This is a genomic window from Streptacidiphilus albus JL83 (genome assembly GCF_000744705.1).
Classification (GTDB): Bacteria; Actinomycetota; Actinomycetes; order Streptomycetales; family Streptomycetaceae; genus Streptacidiphilus; species Streptacidiphilus albus.
Genome location: NZ_JQML01000001.1, coordinates 9,771,462 through 9,792,142 on the forward strand (window position 1 = coordinate 9,771,462; position 20,681 = coordinate 9,792,142).

The following is a 20,681-nucleotide window of genomic DNA, read 5'->3' on the forward strand; positions in this document are numbered from 1 at the left end:
GGGCCGGCTCAGCGGCCGGGAGCGGTGGCGACGAGCTCCGGCTCGCCATCCGGCACGACGACGTCCTCACCTGCGGCGGGACGCCCGAACAGGGCAGCGACCAGGCCCACGCCGATGGCGGCGCCGAGCAGTTGGGCGGCGATGAAGGGCAGGACGGAGGCGGGGGCGATGCCGGCGAAGGTGTCGGTGAAGGCGCGGCCGATGGTGACGGCCGGGTTGGCGAAGCTGGTGGAGGAGGTGAACCAGTACGCCGCCCCGATCCAGGACGCGACCGCGACCGGCGCGAAGTGCGCGCGGCCGGTCCGCGCCAGCCCGAAGACCAGCAGTACCAGTCCGGCGGTTGCCACGACCTCGCCGAGCCACAGGTGGCCGGCGAAGCGGTCATGAGTCGACCACTTCGCCAGCGGTTCGGCGAACATGGCGTCGGCCAGGATCGAGCCGCCGACAGCACCGGCGATCTGGGCCGGGACATAGGCGGCGACCTCACGCAGGTCCGGGCCCTCGCCCGTCCCGCGGCCGGTCCACCAGGCGGAGAGGGTGACCGCGGGGTTGAGGTGGGCGCCGGATATCGGGCTGAGCAGGGCGATGAGCACACCCAGCCCGAAGACGGAGGCCAGGGAGTTGGCCAGCAACTGCACGCCGACGTCGGAGGAGAGCTTGGTGGCCTGGATACCGGAGCCGACCACGACGGCGACCAGCACGGCCGTCCCGACCGCCTCGGCCGCGGAGCGGCGGCCGAGCGGGGCCGGGGCGTTCATCTCGCGCCTCCGGCGGCGGAGACGGCTTCGGGGGCCTGGAGGAGGCCGGAGAGCTTGGCCAGGGCCGGGGGCAGGACCCAGTAGTAAACCCAGGTCCCGCGTCGCTCGGAGCCGACCAAGCCGGCCTCGCGCAGCACTTTGAGGTGGTGGGAGATCGTCGGCTGGGACACGTCGAACGGGCCGGTCAGGTCGCAGACGCAGGCCTCGCCCCCTTCGTGGGAGGCGATCAGGGACAGCAGCCGCAGCCGCACCGGGTCCGACAGCGCCTTGAACATCTTCGCCAGGTCCACGGCGGCCCCTTCACCCAGGGGCTCGCGGACCATCGGCGAACAGCAGGCCGTCCGGTCGAGCACCGGCCGTTCCAATTTCGACATGCGTCTATGTTGACATCCATCTACATAGAGGGCAACCATAACTGCATCGACAGCCGTCGATACAGCATCGGATCTGGGGAGACGCCATGTCCCGCGTTCAGCTCGCCCTCAATGTCGCCGACCTCGAAGCCTCGGTCGCGTTCTACTCCAAGCTCTTCGGCACCGAGCCGGCGAAGCGCCGCCCCGGCTACGCGAACTTCGCCATCGCCGAGCCCCCGCTCAAGCTCGTCCTGATCGAGGGCGCCCCCGACCAGGAGACCCGCCTGGACCACCTCGGCGTCGAGGTCGAGACCACCGACCAGGTCACCGCCGCCACCGGCCGCCTCAAGGACGCCGGCCTGGCCACCTTCGAGGAGAACGACGCCTCCTGCTGCTACGCCCTCCAGGACAAGGTCTGGGTCACCGGCCCCGGCAAGGAGCCCTGGGAGGTCTACGTCGTCAAGGCCGACGCAGACCAGCTCGGCAAGGGCGCCGTCTCCGGTGGCGACGCCTGCTGCGGCAGTCGACCCGAAGCCGCGGCGCTCGCCGGGGCCGCCGCCGGATGCGCCTGCGGCAGCTGAGTTCCACACACAGAGTCACCCAGCGGCGAACCGGGTATCACCCGAGCGCCCGGATCCCGCTCCGGTGATGCGGCCAAACCATTGGCCGCATGCCGATCGTGCAGGTGCGGATCGGCGGCCACTGGAGAATCGACGCGGTCCGGGAGCGATTCGACTACCCGGGCGGGACGGCCTACCAGGTCCTCCTCGACCCGGGCAGCGGGTATGTAGGCTCTCGTTTCCACTGTCCTTTTCTCATTGACGGTGGCCTTCGTCCGGCCCAAGGGACAGGGCGATGAGACGAACGCTTGTCCTCTCGCATTGAAGCTGTCGGATTCTCACGGCTTCTCGTCCGCGCTGCCAGATTCTCATGCGGTGTGGAGCTCAAGGAAGGTGATGGATTCCGTGGGGTCGCGGTGGCAGGCGATGGATCCGATGCGGTGCTCGGGGACTTCGGCCAGGAGACAGCGCAGGTCTCCTTCGTTGCGGTGCAGAACGAACCAGTCCATCACCGCCTCCAGGTAGGCGGTGTCACGGAAGTAGGTCAGGTGCGGAATCAGCAGCCGTCCGCCGGGTGCGAGAGAGGTGACCAGCGCCCGGGTAAGCGGCATCGCGGTTCGATCGCTGAGGTAGTCGTACAGGCCCGCGCAGGAAATGAAGTGAACCGTCTCCGGCAGGCGGCCAGCACGCATGATGTCCCGCACACCCATGGGCACACCGATCACTCCGTACTGGCTGTACTCGTGCTCGGCGACCTTCAGGGACTCGCGGTCCTGATCGACGGCAAGGTAGCGCGGAAAACTGCCGTTACGGATGGAGACGGACTCGTTGACCTCGCGCAGGTGCCCCGCACCTACAGCAGCGCCCGTGCCGCCGAAGTGGACGGCTGCGGCGGCGTCGGCCCGCTCGCCGCAGTGCACACGCCGGTAGCGGGCAGCGGCAAAGACCGGCAGACGGTAGGTAAAGGAGTACACAGCTCCGGCAAGGCCGTCCGTGGGCACGTTGTCGTGCATGCCGTACAGGAGGTCCATGGTCACGGCGTCGCCCGGGTAGCCGCGGGGCTTACTGAAGGCCCGGTCCGTGAGCGGGCACAGCGTACGTAGCTTGAGGGACAGTGGATGGTGCAGGGTGTATTCGCGCAGGTCTTCCCACTGGGCTGGGGTCAGGAAGCGCCTCTGGTCGCGTAGCCAGTCGCGCACTTGAAACAGGGCAGCATCAAGTTCTTCCTGAGTGATCCCCTCGCGCAGGAGGGCATGTGTGGCGTCGAGGATATCTGTCCTCACAGGGATGCCTGTGGTCACTGGCTGCTCCGAACGCTCTGGCGGGAGACTCTTGCAACTGACCGCGTCATATGTGCGGCATGGTCGTCTACAAACGATGGATCATCCGAATTGGTTGCCAACAGCTGAATTCCGGACAGATTGCAACGGGGTCCCGGTGGTCGCAAGGCGTTTTCTTTGTGTGCTCGTGACTGTGGGGCAGGTGGGATGATCTCCGATCATGGCTCGTGGGATTGGTTGAGACTTCTGATCCTCCTATTCCCGGTGGGCCGCATGTGAGGGTGGCTGATTGAGGCGGGCGAGACTACCGCCAGCGCCTACCTTGGCAGCGACGCCCTCCCTTCTCACGTGCGGTGCTTCACGATGACGAGAATCAGTTTCAGTGATGACGGTTACGGCGACTACTGGGATGCCGTGATTGAATCTACGGAGAAGCTCGATCTGCGCTCCAAGGAATCCGTATATGCGGAAGTCAGCTTCTATCACGCCGTCCAGAGGTACGACATCGACGCATCTGGGATGTGCAGCCCGGCCGCCTTATGGCGCTGGTTCGAGGAAGCTGAAGGTGCCCTTTTGGAAAGGGTGGGACTGGAGCCAGGCTTCTGTTTCCGGCTCCTGGCCGTGCACCAGGAAATGGACTACCGTCGCCGACTCCGCCACGCGGATGAGGTGGAGATCCGTCTGGCAATCGCCGGCGTGGGACGCTCTACCGTCTGCTACCGACTGCGGGCCGAGCACGATGGTCAGATATGTATGTCCGGCCGGACCGTACGCGTGCTCGTCGATCCGGCAACAGGCGGCTGCCAGCCGTGGCCGGACATGGTGCGCACTCTTCTCACGCGGTCGCCGGACAGCGATGATCGCGCACGGTAGTGGAAGCCATGTCCGTTGGCCGTGTACCACCTGGAGCGCGGGCTTCGTTCCCGCTGATGACATCGCCCCGCCCCGCCCCGGATTCCACAGAAGCCAGATGCAATGGGAATCCCGAGCCGAGTGTTCTCATCCGACCTGGCAACCCCGCAGCTCAGCACAAGATCCACAGACAGGCCCAACGCGACCGGACAAACGCTGTTGAGCGTTCACCCGGCGCGGATCAGATCCTGGGAGTGGGCCGGATGGATTCTGTGGCGTTCCAGCCGGCGAGGAGGTTGAGCGCCTCAGCGTCGCGGCTGCCGGGTGCGACACCGCACACGATCAGGGACAGGCCCCCCACCGGCGTTCTCGATCTCGGGGGTGTACGGGCTGTCGCGGTGTCCGGCCCTGCTGGCGACGACCAGGCCGGCTCCGCCGGGGGCGATGACGCGGGCGAAGGCGTCCAGGACCATCGCGGTGCCCAGCAGGTCGACCTGAAGGATCCGTTCGATGGATGCCTGGGTCGGGGAGACCCCGGCGGTGTGGACGACCTGGGTGACCGGGCCCAGGGCGGCTGCGGCATCGGCCAGGGCTTCGACGGCGTCGTGGTCGCTGACGTCGGTGATGCCAGGGCATGGGCCTGGAGAGCACCCCCGGCCAAGGCATGGGAATCTACGTCGCCGAACCCGGCGCCCCGGACCACGATGCCATGCTCCTGCTCGACATGACCGCGCCCCAGCAGGCAACCGCCACCCAGCCCGAGCAGAGAGAGCCCCCGGGCGGATTCGGATCTTCGCGGCTCCAGCCTGGCGCCGTAGGAGTTCCGTCGATGAGATTGCGGCAGTTGTACCGTGTACCCGTCGACGAAGGGAGCACATCATGCGCAAGATCATCCTTTGCACGTTCCTGACGCTTGATGGCGTCATGCAGGCGCCGGGCGGCCCGGACGAGGACGCTGGGGGCGGCTTCAAGCACGGCGGCTGGCAGAAGCCGGTGTCCGACGACGAGGTCGGCACGGCCATCGCCGGATGGTACGAGGGCTCCGACGCGATGCTGCTCGGCCGCAAGACGTACGAGATCTTCGCGTCGTACTGGCCAACCGCCGATCCCGACAACCCGTTCACCGATCGGATGAACAGCATGCACAAGTACGTGGCGTCTCGGACCCTGACGTCCGTCGAGTGGCAGAACTCCACGCTGGTGGAGGGCGACATCGTCGATGCAGTACGCAGGCTGAAGGCGTCCGACGGCGGCAACATCAACGTCGTCGGCAGCGGCGACCTCGCCCAGACCCTCATGCGTCACGGACTCGTCGACGAGTACCGACTGACCATCCACCCGGTGATTGTCGGCACCGGCAAGCGGCTGTTCGCCGACGGAGCCGTCCCCACTGCGCTTGAGACGGTCAGCGTCTCGACGACGAAGGGCGGCACTCTCGTCGGCGTCTACCGGCCGAACGGCAAGCCCAGCTACGACAGTTACTAGCACTGTCCAAGACCGTGAACCGTTCGACTCGGCCCCGCGGGTCCCGGCGACGTTCACCGGTCGCCTCGCCGATGCGCTTGTCGTTCACGCGCGGGGCAGCGACCCCCACGGCCCCGGCGGCCTCCGCCTCCAGCGCGGCGGCGGGCTTCCGCCTCGCAGGGAACGCTGTCGGCGGCGCCCCCTACCCTGGTCTCCATGACTGCGTGGGGCGACGACGAGATCATTGCCAAGATCCGTGAGTTCGCTGAGGCCAACCGGTTGCCCCCGCCTGCGCCGGTCGAGGCCGCCGTCGAGCTTGAAACTGCGGTCGGGCACTCCATGCCACCGTTGCTTCGCAGGCTCTACTGCGAGGTGGCGAACGGCGGCTTCGGGATCGACGGCGATGTCGTCTCACTCAGCGACTCCGGCAGATGGTTCAGCGAGGAGGAATCGCTCATCGACATCCATCGGAACTGGTCGGCGCCTCACGAGCAGATGGACCTCTACCCGAACCATGTCCTGCCGCTCGCGACCATGGGCTGCGCGATCTGGTGGTGCATCGACCTGAGCACGCCGGCAGGCAATATGTGGGGCTGGGACCCGAATGCGCTCTGCGAGCGCCATCGCCTCTTCCCGGAGAGACTCACGCTCGCCGAGTGGCTCACCGACTGGCTCCAAGGCCACCGGACGTTCCCGAACGTCCCCGATGTGCAGGATTGCCCAGACTGCTGAACGCAGCCGGCACGAACTGAACGCGGATCCGGATCCCGTCCTGCCGGGGTATCGTATCGGGGCCCAGCGGCGTGAACTGGTCCTCGGCGCGACACGGTGTCCACGGTCATGGGGATGCCCGGACGCGCGGTCGATGCCGTGCGGCCTATCCGGCCCAGGGATTCGGGCCTTGCCTGAGGACGACGAGCCCGCGGGCCTCGTCGGTGGGCCAGAGGTCGACTTGGTAGAGGAAGGGTCGCCCAGGCCACCGTTCGTGTTGACGACCGGTGGCTCGGACGGGATGTAGGAGACCCGGGCGCGCAGCAGCCCTGCGGGAACGGTCATGCTCGGGCCATCGTCCGGGTGGACTCCTGGGCTGGACATGGCGAGTTGGCCTGTCGGGGCGGCCAGATCGGCCTCGGCGATGTGCTCGACCTTCGGCTGTGTCTTCGGTGCCGACGGGTGGATGGTGATCAGCGACTCGACCATGTCGTCCCTGGCGGTGCCGACAGAAATCGAGTGGGGTTCCACTCCGATGCGATGAACGTGAACTGCTTCCTCGGTCCAGCCGGCCGGCGGCAGGTCGGGGTCCATTGCGTGTTCGGCCATCCAGGCGTCGTAGGGCTCAAGGTCTTGGACATAGAACTGCCCGTGATCGGCATCGATCAGGAACTTCATCGAAGCATCATCATCGGTCACGGCGGCAGGCTATAGGAGCGCGAGGCACCCGCACGCTCGCCGAGCTGCCGGCGGTCGGCGCCCTGCGCGGGCGGGGCGGACATGCGATCGATGACCAGCGCGCGCCCGCAGCTCGACTTACCCCTCCCCGCGCGGAGGTGGCTTTCGAGTCCCCTTCCGTACTGTGCCGTCACCGCTCCGCGAAGTGAAGCTGCGATCAGTGGATGCGTCGCGGTTCGCGAGGCGGGCCAGGCGTGAGGAGACGCCGGATGTCACTCGCCGGAGGTCACTGTTCGTGACTGGCACCCGCAGCCCGGGCGCGCACCTGGCCGCCGACGGGGACCGTGAGTGAGGAACCGCCGGCCCGTAACCACCCGGCTGCGGCGTCGGTCAGGGGCAGGCCCTGACCGCTGGTCGGTCGCTCGGAGCCCTCGGCCTCGCCGCTGCCACCAGGCTGGGTTGGAGGCGGCGGGCGACGTCGATGTGGTCGCCGGTCCAGATGATGCGGACCGCGGTGGCTGTGGCCTGTCCCCGTTCGTCGCTCAGTTCGTGGCGGACCGACTCGACCAGGCGTGCCGTGGCAGCGGGATCAGGTTGGACCGGGTCGGGCATGCCTGTCCCCAGGTTGAGGCCGGCGGCCAGATCCCGGTACCAGTTGGCCACGCGGGTTGTCGCACCCAGGATCTCCAGCCGGGCATCGGTCCGCTCCACCTCGGTCCGCTCCTGCCCGGAGTTCCGCCACAGGGAGACGACCGCGTCCGCCGCCAGGCGCAGGCCGACGACGCCGGTCACCAGGGCGGTCATGTTCGCCAGCGGCAGGGGCTTGGAGCCGCGTTCGGCGAGGTAGCTGCGGAAGGCGTCGTCGAGTCTGCGGGCCGAGGCGGCGGCTTCGTGGCCCTCCTGCAGTGGCGGGGAGGCGGGCTCCGGGCTCGCGGTACAGCAGCCGACGGCGTACTCCACAGCGCCGGCCAGGTAGCGGGCGCTGTCGTTGTACGCGTCCGCAAGCGCCCGGTCGACGGCGGTATCGGCGCCGCGCGGCCAGAAGAACAGGGCTACCAGTACGCTCACCCCGCAGCCGAGGGCGATGTCCTGGATGCGCAGCAGCACGATGTGCCAGTCCGGGTTGTGGCCGATGTTGAACAGCACGACCAGGGTGACGGTGAAGGCTGCCTGGCCGGCGGTGAACGAGATTGCGGCGGGGGCGATGCCGGCCAGCAGGATGGCCAGCGGCAGCAGGAACCACAGGAGGGTTCCGTGATGGCCGATCAGTAGCAGCAGCCCGGCTCCCACGATCGAGCCGACGACGGTGCCGAGCACGGCGCGCATGGCGTTCTGGCCGGTGCTGAGGGCATTGGAGCGCAGCACCGACAGGGTGCCCAGCACGATCCAGAAGGAGTGCTGAACGCCGGTCACATCGGCCAGGGTGACGGCGATTCCGAGGCCGACCGCGCCCCGCAGGCTGTTGTGCAGCCACACCGAGTGCGGCTCCAGGTGGGCCTTGGCCCGTTCCCGGGCCGCGACCAGGGGGTCGGTCAGGGCGCCGGGCTCGCGGCCGAGCAGCCGTTCGGGCCAGCTGCGCCGTTCGGCGGCTGCAGCAAGGTGCACGTTGCCCGCGATCTGGAGCACGGCGAAGCCCAGTTCCTGGGCCCGGAAGGAGAGGTCCAGGGCGGCGACGAACGCCTGGACCTCCGGTTGAGTGCCTCCCGTGGGACGTTGAACGGGCAGCAGGTCGGTGGAGCTGTGCTCCATGTCGGTCATGGCCACACGCAGTGCGGCGGAGGCAAGCCGGAGCCGGCCGGGGTCGGTGCGCAGGTTGTCGAGCAGTTCGGCCGCGCGGTCCAGGACTTCGGCGAGGGCACTGCGCACGGCACGGGCAGCGGGATCGCAGACCGGAGGGTCGTCCGTGTATGACGGGGCGTCGGCCAGGATGCCGGCCAGCCAGGTCAGCTCGTCGACCAGGCGGACCAGGGCACGCGATGTGGTCGACAGTCCGGTGGGTCGGTAGGGGGTGGCGTCGAAGGCCTGCCGCAGGTCGGCCGCCGCGCTCGCGGCCCGCTCCGCAGCGGCCCGGCACTGGCTCGTGGCCGGGGTGTCCCTCCCGCGGGCCAGTCGGGCGGTCTCGGCGCGCAGTTGGGTCGCGGCGGCACGGCAGACCCGGGCCGCCGGCCTGCTGAGCGGGTCGGCGGAAGGCCGGGGCCACAGCAGGGAGACCGCGAGCAGCGCCGCGGCTGCGGCAAGGGCCGCGCCCGCCAGCCGGTCCGGCAGTTGCGACAGCGGCACCGGGTTGGTCACCGGAAGCACGAATGCCAGTAGCAGCGAGGTCGCCGAGCCGGCGAGGACGGAACTGACCACACCGGAGAAGAGCACCAGGAAGCTCACCACGACGGTGACGGAGACGGCGAGCCAGGTCCGGTGGCTCACCAGCGTGCCGAGGCAGATCAGCACGGCCCAGGCCGCTGCCAGGCCCAGGTGGGCCCGTAGTCGCTGCACCATGGTGCCGGTGAACTCCACCAGCAGCAGCATGGCGAAGGATCCGAACGCTGCGAAGCTCGCCATCGCGGGCGAGTGGAACACCTCGGAGCACAGGGCGAACAGAGCCGGCATCACCAGCGCCGTGCGACCGGCCCGACGTGTCGCGGCCAGCCCCGGGTCATGCCCACGCAGCCACGCCAGCACCCCTGCGTTCCGGTTCGGTACCGGCATGGATCCGCACACCTCCGTCAGCACGGCGGCCGCGCGCCCCGTTCAGGAAGGGTATTCGCTGTGCCGCAGCTCAGGACCTGCTGCCGCACGGTCAGCCCACGGCGTGTCGGGGGCGGCTCACGGCGGCGATGCCGCCGGTGGTGATCAGGCCGTGGACGGCCGGGGCGACGATCGAACAACTCTGAGCAGGGGCCGGACCCGTGTCCCTCTTGTCGCAGCACTCCGAGTGCTGCCCCGAACAGCTCCTGGTAGCGCTTGGTCAGATGTCTTGGGCAGTGGCGTGTCTCGATGTGCCGGGTTGCGTTCTGGTGACGCGGTGAGTGCCTGCGTCCTGCCGCGTCGCCCCGGTCGGGTGTCTCCTAGGATGGGCACCTCGACAAGGGGGCGCAGTGGATCTCGGAGCACCGGTACCGCCTCGCAGGCTTGGGCCGTTCGCACTGACCGATGACGGCATCGCGGCGCTGTTGGCACGCTACGAGTTCCACGACTCCGGCATCCGCCGGGTGATCGTTGACCAGGATTTCGGACCGAGCCCGCAGAGGCGGGCCGTGAGGCTGGTGATCGACGCGTGGGTGGTGGACGAGGCTCTGCGGTGGGAGCCCGTGTGCCTGGACCTGGTCGACGTGAGGCGATTTCGGATCGATGAGAGCGGCGCGGGGGCTCCTGCGGGGGTGCTCTTCGATCCCCCGCAGTTCACCCGGTTCGACGGACTGATGCAGGTCGACCTGTGTGCTGAACGCTTCGGCAGCCTTCGTCCCAGCAACGGGCGGGAGGTCTTCGAGGACTCGGAGTGGGTCTTCGAGGCAGTCGAGGGCACGTGGAGTGTCCTGGAGGCGTGGAGCGTGTGACGCTCGCGCCCGCCTACGGAGCCTGGCTTGGGTGGACGGGCCCGCGGACCCCTCGGTAGGAAACCAGTGAGCGGCGGAGAGGCCGGCGGGGCCGAGGTAGCCGATGTACGGGGCCCCTCGCTGTCGTCGGCGCGCTCCAGCAGTGCCCAGGCGACCTACAGGTCCCGTTGGGCGACGCGGGCGTCGCCCAGTGCGGCGTGGTCGTGGGCGCGGACCGCGTGCACCCAGGACCGGACGGCGGGTTGGGCCCTGGTGCCGGTCCGCTGCAGGGCGCCGTCGGCCAGGTCCCGTGCGTCGCGGAAGTGCTCCGATCGGCCTGGACCCGGCTCATCTGCCCGACCCGGTTCCAGCTGGACGACAGGTCGCCGGCCTGCTGGGCGTGGGCGGCGGCTTCGCCAGTGTGCGGCAGTACCTCGGACTGACCGACGGCGTAGGTCAGGAAGCCGACGAAAGGGCGCGATCCGAGGCGAGGGACTACCAGCTCGGGCGCCGGTCCCGCAGCTCTTCCGGGGTCTGCTCGGGCAGGATGTGGCCTTGGTCCGTCCGCAGCAGGTATCCCGGGTCGGGCGGGAAGTCCTCGTTGCGTGGGGCGGGCTGGTGGAACCGCTGGGTATGCGGGAGGGCGATCTCCACCAGCTTGCTGTCGTGGAGCATCCACAGGCCGAAGCACTCGTCGTCCTGATCGTGGATCAGCACCTGCACGCTTCCGGGGTGCGGCCAGGGCAGGGACTCCAGATGCTCCAGCAGGCCGGCGCGCGAACGCATCTTCTCGAACTCCGTGGCCCATCCGAAGCCGAAGGAGCCAACCCACTGGCTCTGAATCGGCACGAACCGGCCCCTCCAAGTGCGGTCTCCGTCATCGTGGGTGAGTGGCTCCATGACCTCGTCTGCATACAGCGCCAGCACGATGACCTCAGCGTTTCTGCTCATGGGGGCAGTATTGTCACAGGCCCGGATCTCCCGGCAACCGATTTCGGTCGCACCGTCCGCCCTCGGACAGCCTTTCCCCCGGGCCAGGTGGAGAGCCTTCAGCAGCGTGGGAGAGGCGGTCTCGGTGCACGGGTGGATCGGTCCCGATCAGGGCCGCTCGCTGCCTCTCTGACTGGGGTTCAGTTCAGGAGAGCCGGTTGTGCGGGGGTTGTAGTTGGGCGTGCAGTCCGGAGGCCGCCGCTGTTGAGGCCGGCCTCGGAGGGCAACTCGCAACGAAAGCCGGCCTCAATCCGGCCCCTGACGCGTCGGCCGCCAGTGCTCATGGAAATATGCCCAGGGCGGGGTGGTGCTGACCTCCTCGGACGGACCAGGCGAAGGGTTGCCCACATGGGGGACATATCGGCCGAGCGGCGTCGCATCCTGCAGTCGCCTCCGCCCGAGCTTGTCGCGGAGGCGGCAGCCAACCCGGGCGGATCGGTTGCGGCGATCGACCCCGACCTCATCGCTGACCCCAACGGCTACGTCCCGGGGGAAGCCGTCCTGGGCGTCTGGCGGGTCGGCGAGGACGGGAAGCTCACCGGTGAGTTCGTGGAGAACCCAAACTACGGGCCGCCCAAGGACGACTTCGTCAAGCTCACAGACTCCAAGCACTGGCTGGACTGGCTCGGCCCACAACCCGCCGGCGCAGTGCGTGACTCCATCGCGGGGATCCTGGACGAACAGGTTTCCGGCGCGACCCTAGAGTGGATCAAGGTCACCGACGTCCCGCGCTACCTCACCGGAGGCCGTCCGCAACCGGACGACGAAGGCCGCATCATCGTCACACGGGCCGGCATCGCCCTGCCCTTCGCGCTCTCCGTCATCAGCCCCGGACACAAGCGGGAGATCCTCCAGGGCGCTTTCTCCTGGATCGCTGTGCGACTCGACCAGCTCGGCAACCGCAAGGACCAGGTCTGGCTCGACCTACGAGCCGATCTGGACTGGGCCGCGACTGAACTTCGTAGCCGGATCTATCGTCGTGTGGAAGGTCATCGCACTGGATCAGTGCGTCGAGTTCAAGTCCGTGTGTTTGGTCTCTTCAGTTCCCGCCCATGCGGGCCAGCCCGGCGGCATCGAGTAGTTCATGCAGGCGTTCGACTGACAGCCGTGGGTTGGAGGCTGCTGCCTCGGCGGTCTCGGGGTCTTGGAGGAGGGCTGTGATCAGGTCGATGGGAAGGAGCGGGTTGGCGGCTGCGGCGTAGCGGACGTGTGCGTCGGGGTCGGCGAGGAGCTGGAGGGGCGGCTGGGGCAGGGTGGCGTCGGCGGCGGCCAGGGCGCGAACGTCGGGGTCGTGGTGGCCGAGCAGGTGCTGCAGTCCGGTGCGGGGCATTTGCGACAGGGTAAGCAGGTGTGTGCGCTGTCGCGGTGTGGCGATGAAGGTGTCCAGGAGAAGTGCGGGCGGCGCGAGCGGATGGTGGTAAGCGAGTAGGTGACGCACGTCGGCGTCCGGGTCGCCGGCCAGGCGGAGCACCAGTTCCTCGGGCAGGTGGGGACAGGTCGCGGCGACGCGGCGTAGCAGGGGGTGCTCGGAGACGGCGCACTGCTCGTACCAGGGTGTCTGCGGCTCGGTGAGCATTTCGTGGAGCGGCCCGATGCTTTCAGCCGGGTGCCCGACGACCCGGTCGATGGCGACACCCTGGGGCCAGGTGCGTGGCAGCAGGAGGAGCAGGGCCCTGGTCCGCACGACGGGGTCCGGGTCGCGGCTCAGTTCCGACAACTGTTCCGGTTCCAGGTCGGCCCGGCTCGCCACGCGCTCGCGCACCCTGGGGTCCGTGTCGTGTGCCAGGCGCGCGACGACGTCTGCCGGTGTGTGGGGGTTGTTGGCCAGGGCCCACAGGTCGCGTCCCTCGGCGAGGCATCGCTCGACCACGGTGCGGGAAACGGCGTAGTGCATCAGCAGGAGCGACCGTCTGTGGCAGTCCGGTTCGGGGAGGTCGGCCTCCATGGCCGCCGGGTCCAGGATCCGGTCCGCAACCCTCGCGGCCTCGCGCACCTCGGGATCGGCATCGGCCAGCAGGGCGTCCCGCTGGCCTGGGGTGAGCCACAGCCACAGGTCGGCCGCCCGAACCCGCAGGGCGGGGTTGGGGTGGCCAGGCATGCGGTGGCGGAATGCCTGCGAGATTTGCCCGGACCCCACCAGTTCCTGCCGGATCTCGTCCGCGGTGACCAATTCGTCCCGACTGCTGTCGTCCTGCGCGGTCAACAGGATCTCCAGGACCTGGTCCGGCAGGGCCTCACGCGTGCCCGGGTACCGGTGCCACGCAGGGCCCCCGGCCAGCCCTGCGCGCACGATTGCATTGGGATCGCTGACCAGTCGGCCGCGCTGCTCGGCAGTGACGTGCCAGTTGCGGGCCAGACCCCGGCGCACTGTCCGCTCCGGATGTGCAACCACCGCGTCGATCACGTCCGTGGGCAGGGCCCGGTCCTCGCAGACGATTTTCCACGCTGTTCGGGCAGGTGGAGCGAGCAGCCGCAGCAGCACCTCGGACGGTGCTGCCGGGTTGGCAGCGACGCCCCGCATCCACGGTTCGGCAAGGACAGAGGCAGGAGCGGTCATCGGGACATCGTGCCAATGATCAAGGCCATACGTCGATGCCTGCGGACAGACGTGCCCCAATCCTCCGAATGGAGATCATTGACGGAATCGCGGGCAATCGTTCCTGAGCTACGTAACTCAAGAACAGCCGGCGTTGGCGGTCGGGGGCATCTCATCCAGGCCACGGATGGGTCAGGGATCGCGGCGTGGGTGTGCACCGGCTCCCACAAGCTAGCCAGTGGTATCAGGTAGTAGCTATGGTGGTGGTCATGGGTAAGCAGACCAACATCCGGCTGGACGAGGCTGTCCGCGCCGCAGCCGAAGAGCGGGCCAAGCGCCGCGGCCTGAGCCTCCAGGGCTACGTCGCCGATTTGATCGAGCAGGACGTGAATGAGTCGCGCGCCGCGTTCATGGCCGGCGCCTCGGCGTTCCTGGCGTCCTACGCCGACCGGTTCGAGGCGGAATTCGGGGAGGACCGGTACCCGGGCCTCCCGGACGGGCTGGCGCAGGACGCGCCGAGGGACGCCGCGTGAACCTGAAGGTCGATCTCGCGTGGATTCTGGCGGTGGCCCAGCAGATCCCGGGGGACCCCCAGATTGTCGACTACGGCGTGCCGATCGCCGCTGAAGCACGGCACCGTGCGGAGATCCTGGACCACGAGGTCTATCCCGAGCCGCATCACAAGGCTGCGGCCTTGTTGTGTGAACTGGCGCGGAATCCGAGCCTGGAGGTTCGGAACCTGCTGTTCGCGGCCACCGTGGCCGCGGCGTACCTGGCCGCGTGCGGCCTTCCGGTCGCTCCCGGCCTGGACACCGTGCTGCCGCTCGTCCGTGCGGCGCGCGACGGGCTCCCGGTGCGCGAGGTCGCGGCCCAGCTCAAGGCCTGGACGACCTGAACGGGCGCTCCGCCAAGTTTGCGGCGCACCGCACCGCACCGCAGCGACGCGCCGGGGACAATGAACGGCTGCGTGCTAACTGATTCCTCGTCGAGGGTGCTGGCCCCCAGTGCTTGCATCCCTGCCCATGCCCGCAGCTCAGTCAACAGACGGACGAACTCGGCCAGATCCTCGGCCCCGTCCGGATCCGGCAGAGAGACAACAGGCCGACGTACAAGTCGGTATCCCGAAAGTGGCGGAACTCCCCGACGGGACCGGTCCCCGACCTTGATCGCCTCGGCCTCCAGGTGTCCTGGGCGGAGTACGGCTCCACCGCCTCGGCGAGCTCGTCGGCGGCCCGGCAGGCGGCTTCCAGCTGCCGCAGGAGGGCGAGCATCTGCTTGCCCAGTGCGTCCTCGACCGGCTGCGGCCGGTGCGCGTACTGGCCTCGCGGGACCTCGTGCAGTCGCTCGGCCTCGGCTTCGATCAGGCGCTTGCGGCCGGACCGCCGGACCGCCGCAGCGCGGCGGCGAGCAGGGCGCGGGTGAGCCTGGCGGCCCGGGTCGAGGTCGGTGCCGTCCTGAGCAGCTCGCGGGCCTCGGCGCGGCACAGGGCAGTGGCGAGTTGCTCGAAGCTGGTGATGGCGCCCACCCTTCCGCCCCACACCCTGTGACCTGCAGATTTCAGGACGGAGGTCCCCCAGTAGGCTGAATCGCTGAAGTCAATGGGAGCTGCTTGCCTGAGGGCGTGTTAGATCTATGTGACATGCGATCATGTGGTGCATTGAGACGCTCCGTCAGAGTGCCGGGCCTGCTGGCCGTGGTGCTTGTCGCGGCTGTGGCGGTGCCGTCGGCGGTGTCTCCGGGCTGGGCAGCGACCGCGCGCCGTGCGCGGGTAGGGACGGCCGCGTCCGGCTCCGCGGCGGTGCGCTCCGCGAACGGGCAGCGCCTGGCGTTGCGGTCGGCCGACGTGCCCTGGGACTTTCGGGCGCTCGGGTCGCTGCTGTGCGATCGGGAGCAGGCTGCGGAGGCGAGTCCTGGCACCAAGCTGGAGTTGTTCCCCGATGTCGCGGTCGATGTGGCCGGGGGGAAGGTACAGCCGGGGCCTTCAGGCGCGGTCGACTGGTCGGCAGAGGTGGTGGGCGGCCAGGACGGCACCGCGGACTTCCACTTCGACGGCCTGTGCACGGGCCCGGGCGGGACTTCCGACACGGACTCGGCTTCAGCGCGGGTGGCTGCGGAGATCTCCACCGACGGCCACAACTACGCAGTGGCCTCGACGTCGCCCGGCATGGTGCACGTGGATGAGCTCAACCCGTCGGTGAGCGAGTACACACCGGGCCAGGTGGACAACCCGGTGCTGCCGGACGAGCCGGAGGTGACGGCGGCCCCGGCAAGGGCAGCCCGCACCAAGGGCACCCGGGCAAAGGCGGGTGTCCCGCAGGGCGACGAGTCGTCCGGCTGCCAGGGCGCGAAAGACGTGCACACCATCGACATGGCCGTCTTCTACACCAAGGAGGCCGCGGACAAGGTTGGTGGCGAAGACGAGGCCAGAGCCCAGGCGAAACTCGGCGTGGACCTTGCGAACCGGGGCTTCATCAACAGCAGACTCCCAGTACGCGTCCGACTGGTGTACACCGGTCCGGCCGCCGAGGAGGCGGGACTCCCGGAGGAGCAGGACGACCTCGGGGTGTACCGGCAATGGGCATCGGACAATGAGCTGTGGAAGAAGTACTCGGTCGACGACATCGCGGTGTTCCAGAGCATCGGGACCGGCGTCGGGTCCTTCGTCCAGAACCCGAAGCCGTCCAGCGGCAAACGCATGATTCTGACGATGAACGTCTCCTACGTGCCGAATCTCACGCTTGGGCACGAACTGGGCCACAATCTGGGGCTGGACCATGACTGGGTGACGGAGCCGGCTCCGACCGATTACCCGTACGCTCACGGCTGGATCGCGCCGAGCAAGAAATGGCGCACGATCATGGCGTATCCCGGCGGCTGCGCCGGCTGCGAGCGGATCAACCGCTACTCCGACGCCAACGCGACCTATGAGGGTGAGCCCCTGGGCGCGCCGGACTCCGCACCCCAGCCCTCGGACGCGGTGCGGATGATCCGCAAGAACGCGCCGATCGTAGCGGCGATGCAGCCGGAGCAGAGCCCGGCCGTCTACTGCCGCTTGATGGTGAAGTCAACGCCGGACAACGGCGGCAGCGCCATGGTGGACGTGCCCGGGCCGTACACCATGGGGACCGTGGTCCAGGCCAGTGCCACAGCGAACCCGAACTTCCGGCTGATCGGCTGGTCGCTCAACGGCAAGCCCCTGGACTCGGCGATGACGGACAGTTCGGTGAGCGTCCCGATCGACACCGACTCCACCCTGGAGGCTCACTACGCGCCGATCAACTGCACGCTCGCCCTGCATGCGCGGCCGAGCGTCGGGGGAACGGTCGCGGCGGACCGCCGGCCACCTTATGAGTGCGGCTCCACCGTGACTGTGACGGCCACCGCAGCACCGGACTGGCACTTCGTCGGCTGGAGCAGCGTGAACGGCCCGATGACGCGCGATGCTCACCCGGCGACACCGGTGTATCGATTCGCGCTCGACCACGACACGGTGATGACCGCGAACTTCGAGAGGACGTCCGTGGCCCCGCCCAAGCCTCCCGTCCCGCCCAAGCCCCCGGTTCCGCACCCGCCGGTTCCGCCCAAGCCCCCGGTTCCCAACCCGCCGGGCCCGCCGAAGCCCCCGGTTCCGCACCCGGGGCCACCGCTGCCCGACACCGGCAGCCACGTTCCGCTCGTCGAGATCTCCCTGCTCGGGGGCCTGGCCATCGCCGTCGGCGCTGCGCTCATCGTTCGACTGCGGCGCAAGGCCCGCGCGTAGGACCGGCGCGCCCGGGACCGCCCTCTCGCTCTGCCTGACTCGCTGCCAGTCCAACGCGACCAGACCCGCACCTCCTGCTCGGGCACGAGGTGCGGGTCCGGTCGCGTGGTCGGCCAGACCTCGAAGCGCAAGCGCGGTGCGCAGTTGCGAGACGCCTGGCCCTACTCCAGGATCCGGTCTCTCAGTTCTGGCTTCCACTGGACGTACTCGGCTTCGGCGCCGTCGATGTGACGGGCGAACAGGTAGGAGCCGGTCGGACCCTCGGCCGGCCCGAAGGTGATCTCGGCACCGTGCGTGCGGAGCAGCGCCTGTGTCTGTGCGAGATCGCTCACGATGACGGTGGCGGTCGCCCTGGGGAGTTCGGCTGCGGCTTGCTCGGTGCCCGCGATCACCAGGAAGTCCCCGACGGCGGCTATCTCCACCGAAGCGAACGTGAAGCGGAGATCGCATTCCGCGCCCACCAGTTCGACCAGTGGCGGGAGTGCCTGGTCCAGGTCCGTGCTCCACAGCCGGGCGTAGGTCTTGAGGACGGCCATGCTGCTCTCCTTCGCTGTTCTGACTCTCCAACAGTTACCTGTGCACCGTAGGAGAGCTAGGCTTGACCGGCAAGAACGTACTTTTCGGTGCGCGAGGAACCCAGAGGTGACCGTGGAGAGCGACACCACAGGACGGATCGGCTCCCTGGCCAACGAGGTCTTCACTGGTATCGCCACCAAGTGGGCGCTGCTGATCATCGACGCCCTCGGTGCGGAGACTCTGCGTTTCAACCAGTTGCGCGCGCAGGTCGAGGGCATCAGCCACAAGATGCTGGCCCAGACCCTCCGCACCCTGGAGCGGGACGGCATCGTCGACCGCACCGCGTACGCCACCGTGCCCCCTCGGGTGGACTACAACCTCACCGCAGCGGGCCGGGAACTACAGGCCACCATCCACGGCATCTGCCAATGGACGCACCACCACCTCGACCACATCCAGGCAGCACGCGACCGCTTCGACGGCCGGGTGCAATAGCTCTGCCACCGCTTCCGATCCCACGTACCGACCGCAAGGTGTGCCTGGGGCTGGAGGTGCGGGACACGACGCTGCTGGACGTGGCGGACACGCCCGAGAACGAGCGGGTCTTCGGCCGCCCGCCCGGCCGGCGTATCGACATCGTGCAGGCGCAGGCGCAGGCTCGGGCGCAGCGCGGTGCGTATGACGCGACAGCGGCGCGGTTGGCCGGACGGCCCACCAGTGAGCGACCCAACCGCAGCTACCCGCGCGAGCCCAGGCAGTCCTGGCCCTGCTACTCACCGCCCGGCAGCCTCGCGACCCCGGTCCGGCAAGCGTCATGGGATCAGCAGCAGACTTCGTCGGGTCCGCTTGGCGCTCGCCGGACGTGATCGCCAGGCCGATCGCCCTGCTGGATCCTGGTGATTCCGGCCGGCGAAGGCCACAGCTCACGGCTGTGAGCGTGCTGTCCGCGATCTGCGCTATTCGGATGAACCTGGTTGCCGCGCCGGTGGCATGAGCGGAGGGCTCGATTTGCAGTGATGTATATCGTCGTATTAACGAATTCAGAGCTACGTGGGCGCGGACTGCCTGGTTACCGCAGCACTCCTCCGCGGCGACGCCGCCCCCGCCCTCCTCACCGAGGCCCGCGGTGCGCTCACCCCCGACGGGGCCCGTATTGAGCCGTGATCACTGGATCGCTGACGCTTGACACGTTGACGTCTTTGATGGATGAAGGACTCATACGATGGTGGTACGGGGTCTGCGTGCGGCCGTTCGCCCGTAACGCGTGGCCCGCCGGGTGAATGGGGTGGCCGATGGCGAAGATGACGCCGGAACAGGATGCTGCCTACGCAATGAGGTTCGGCGTCGCGAGGAGCTCGCTGTCCGCCGAGGCGCAGATCGTCTACGACCGACTGGCGGAGCAGCAGAAGCGTTCACAGTTTCCGGCACCTCCCTCCACGGGGGACGCGCAGGCCGTCGGCAGCCGGGTGGCGATGCCCAGGTTGGCGAGTGCTGCGATCACAGTCCTGTCCTTTCCCATGGGTCCGGGTCTGGTGGTCGTGCTGCTGCCGTTCTTGATCACGCGATGGCATGAGGGTGCGTCCTACCCGCTGGTGGTGCGGGTCCTGGGAGTGGCCCTGATCGCGGTGGGCGGCTTGCTGATGGTCGCGGCTTTTGTGCGGTTTCCCGTCGAGGGTGAGGGCGTTCCGTTTCCTACTATCCCGCCCAGCTCGCAGCGGGTGATCGTCGGTGGCCCTTACCGGTATGTGCGCAACCCCATGTACGTGGCGTTCGGCGCGGCGATTGCAGGGCAGGCGCTGCTGCTCGGCCGCCCAGTGCTGCTGGTCTACGCGGCTGCGCTCCTTGCCGCCCTGGTTGCGTTCGTCCGCCTGTATGAGGAGCGCACGATGCTCGCCCGCTACGGCGAGTCGTACGAGGCGTACCGCAAGCGGGTCCCCGGCTGGTGGCCGCGCCTGCCGGGCCGAACGCCCTGACGTCACCGGGACGGTCGTGGCCGGTCGGCTGGTGTCCTCGCCCTCGTCCTCGTCCTCGTCCTCGCCCTCGCCCTCGCCCTCGCGTGGGTGGAGTGGACGGGTGGCTGCTGCGGGTTCTCGAACGCCGGGCGCTGAGCCGTTCCCCCGCGGCGAAGGTGTCGTGGGTGGTGTGCGGGCCGGAAGGGCGGGGCGCCCGTTCGCGGTGGTGTAGGCGGCAGTGCCCCCGGGTCGGGAGGCCGTGCCCGGGCCGCTGGGGCCCGGCCCGCCCGGGGGCGGAAGAACAGGCGCCCGTCCCGGGCTTGAAGTCGTCACCCACAGCTACCGTCAGTGGGCTGTCCCGGTCCACGGCCTGGGCGTGCGGGGGCCTGTGGCCTGCGTCGCGGTGATTGCGGTGCATAGTCCGGAGGGCTGGGGGCAGCAGCCTGGTGAAGGAGGACGATAACAATGGGTGCTGTTCTGCTTGTTCTTCTGCTCGCTCTGATCCTGGGTGGCGCGGGGTTCGCGATTCATATTCTGTGGTGGGTCGCGGTGATCGTGCTGGCCCTGTGGGTCATCGGGTTCTTCGCCCGTAGCAGCGGCGGAGGCGGTCGCTGGTACCGATGGTGACCCGGCACACGCCGTAGCCGAAGCACACGCCTGGGGGCGCACCGACCGGTGCGCCCCCAGGCACGTGTCGTCCCGGCCGTATCGCCTGTTTCGTACGTCGCGTGCGCCTCGGCG

Annotated in this window: 19 protein-coding genes; 11 read left to right on the top strand and 8 right to left on the bottom strand. The window is 68.8% G+C overall.

The genetic code is table 11. The features are described 5' to 3' along the window. Window positions 1-8: 8 nt before the first annotated feature. Entirely contained in the window at window positions 9-758 is a 750-nt protein-coding gene (locus tag BS75_RS42435) for an aquaporin (protein WP_034092036.1), read from the bottom strand. Next, window positions 755-1,081 carry an ArsR/SmtB family transcription factor gene (locus BS75_RS42440; protein ID WP_034094907.1) on the bottom strand — a complete coding sequence of 109 codons (327 nt, stop codon included), beginning with the start codon at window positions 1,079-1,081 and terminating at the stop codon, window positions 755-757. Before BS75_RS42440 ends, BS75_RS42435 begins: the two co-directional genes overlap by 4 nt. Window positions 1,082-1,218: 137 nt before the next feature. On the opposite strand from BS75_RS42440, the gene BS75_RS42445 reads away from it, so the two are divergent. Further along, window positions 1,219-1,692 carry an ArsI/CadI family heavy metal resistance metalloenzyme gene (locus BS75_RS42445; RefSeq protein WP_034092037.1) on the top strand — a complete coding sequence of 158 codons (474 nt, stop codon included), beginning with the start codon at window positions 1,219-1,221 and terminating at the stop codon, window positions 1,690-1,692. Window positions 1,693-2,039: 347 nt separating this feature from the next. Here BS75_RS42445 and BS75_RS42450 read toward each other — a convergent pair whose 3' ends face one another. Continuing rightward, on the bottom strand, window positions 2,040-2,972 hold the full coding sequence (locus BS75_RS42450) for a hypothetical protein (RefSeq protein WP_034087928.1): 933 nt from the start codon (window positions 2,970-2,972) through the stop codon (window positions 2,040-2,042). A gap of 342 nt (window positions 2,973-3,314) precedes the next feature. Between BS75_RS42450 and BS75_RS42455 the strand changes: the two genes are divergently transcribed. From BS75_RS42455 to BS75_RS42465, 3 genes are all read left to right on the top strand, one after another. Next, the gene (locus tag BS75_RS42455; RefSeq protein ID WP_156164349.1) at window positions 3,315-3,824 is read left to right on the top strand and encodes an acyl-CoA thioesterase; all 510 of its coding nucleotides are present in this window, start codon (window positions 3,315-3,317) and stop codon (window positions 3,822-3,824) included. Window positions 3,825-4,682: 858 nt separating this feature from the next. Beyond that, on the top strand, window positions 4,683-5,288 hold the full coding sequence (locus BS75_RS42460) for a dihydrofolate reductase family protein (protein ID WP_034092039.1): 606 nt from the start codon (window positions 4,683-4,685) through the stop codon (window positions 5,286-5,288). 195 nt (window positions 5,289-5,483) lie between these two features. Beyond that, window positions 5,484-5,999 (top strand): SMI1/KNR4 family protein, encoded by a 516-nt coding sequence (locus tag BS75_RS42465; RefSeq protein ID WP_034092040.1) that lies wholly within the window; start codon window positions 5,484-5,486, stop codon window positions 5,997-5,999. Between the two features lie 1,047 nt (window positions 6,000-7,046). Here the strand turns inward: BS75_RS42465 and BS75_RS42475 are convergent. Continuing rightward, entirely contained in the window at window positions 7,047-9,359 is a 2,313-nt protein-coding gene (locus tag BS75_RS42475; RefSeq protein WP_052070474.1) for an FUSC family protein, read from the bottom strand. 389 nt (window positions 9,360-9,748) lie between these two features. Here BS75_RS42475 and BS75_RS42480 point away from each other — a divergent pair, with 389 nt between their 5' ends. Then, window positions 9,749-10,207: a hypothetical protein gene (locus BS75_RS42480; protein WP_034092042.1), complete on the top strand. Its 459-nt coding sequence runs from the start codon at window positions 9,749-9,751 to the stop codon at window positions 10,205-10,207. Window positions 10,208-10,681: 474 nt separating this feature from the next. Here BS75_RS42480 and BS75_RS42485 read toward each other — a convergent pair whose 3' ends face one another. Then, window positions 10,682-11,137 carry a hypothetical protein gene (locus tag BS75_RS42485; protein WP_034092043.1) on the bottom strand — a complete coding sequence of 152 codons (456 nt, stop codon included), beginning with the start codon at window positions 11,135-11,137 and terminating at the stop codon, window positions 10,682-10,684. Between the two features lie 1,078 nt (window positions 11,138-12,215). Continuing rightward, window positions 12,216-13,658, bottom strand: a complete 1,443-nt coding sequence (locus BS75_RS42490) for a hypothetical protein (protein WP_231608071.1) — start codon at window positions 13,656-13,658, stop codon at window positions 12,216-12,218. A gap of 323 nt (window positions 13,659-13,981) precedes the next feature. Here BS75_RS42490 and BS75_RS42495 point away from each other — a divergent pair, with 323 nt between their 5' ends. Both BS75_RS42495 and BS75_RS42500 read left to right on the top strand, forming a co-directional pair. Continuing rightward, window positions 13,982-14,245, top strand: a complete 264-nt coding sequence (locus tag BS75_RS42495; RefSeq protein ID WP_034094909.1) for a hypothetical protein — start codon at window positions 13,982-13,984, stop codon at window positions 14,243-14,245. Next, window positions 14,242-14,607, top strand: a complete 366-nt coding sequence (locus BS75_RS42500) for a hypothetical protein (RefSeq protein ID WP_034092045.1) — start codon at window positions 14,242-14,244, stop codon at window positions 14,605-14,607. Before BS75_RS42495 ends, BS75_RS42500 begins: the two co-directional genes overlap by 4 nt. A gap of 465 nt (window positions 14,608-15,072) precedes the next feature. Here BS75_RS42500 and BS75_RS48975 read toward each other — a convergent pair whose 3' ends face one another. Continuing rightward, entirely contained in the window at window positions 15,073-15,237 is a 165-nt protein-coding gene (locus BS75_RS48975) for a hypothetical protein (RefSeq protein WP_156164350.1), read from the bottom strand. Between the two features lie 150 nt (window positions 15,238-15,387). On the opposite strand from BS75_RS48975, the gene BS75_RS45435 reads away from it, so the two are divergent. Then, complete coding sequence (locus BS75_RS45435) at window positions 15,388-17,472, top strand: InlB B-repeat-containing protein (protein WP_052070478.1); 2,085 nt, start codon at window positions 15,388-15,390, stop codon at window positions 17,470-17,472. A 161-nt stretch (window positions 17,473-17,633) separates the two neighbouring features. Here BS75_RS45435 and BS75_RS42515 read toward each other — a convergent pair whose 3' ends face one another. Continuing rightward, a complete protein-coding gene (locus BS75_RS42515; protein WP_034092047.1) occupies window positions 17,634-18,008 on the bottom strand; it encodes a hypothetical protein in 375 nt (124 codons plus the stop codon). A gap of 106 nt (window positions 18,009-18,114) precedes the next feature. On the opposite strand from BS75_RS42515, the gene BS75_RS42520 reads away from it, so the two are divergent. From BS75_RS42520 to BS75_RS42535, 3 genes are all read left to right on the top strand, one after another. Then, on the top strand, window positions 18,115-18,483 hold the full coding sequence (locus BS75_RS42520; RefSeq protein ID WP_042440690.1) for a winged helix-turn-helix transcriptional regulator: 369 nt from the start codon (window positions 18,115-18,117) through the stop codon (window positions 18,481-18,483). Between the two features lie 797 nt (window positions 18,484-19,280). Further along, window positions 19,281-19,961: a methyltransferase family protein gene (locus tag BS75_RS42530; RefSeq protein WP_231608072.1), complete on the top strand. Its 681-nt coding sequence runs from the start codon at window positions 19,281-19,283 to the stop codon at window positions 19,959-19,961. A 444-nt stretch (window positions 19,962-20,405) separates the two neighbouring features. Then, window positions 20,406-20,567, top strand: a complete 162-nt coding sequence (locus tag BS75_RS42535) for a hypothetical protein (RefSeq protein WP_034092049.1) — start codon at window positions 20,406-20,408, stop codon at window positions 20,565-20,567. The last annotated feature ends 114 nt before the right edge of the window (window positions 20,568-20,681 follow it).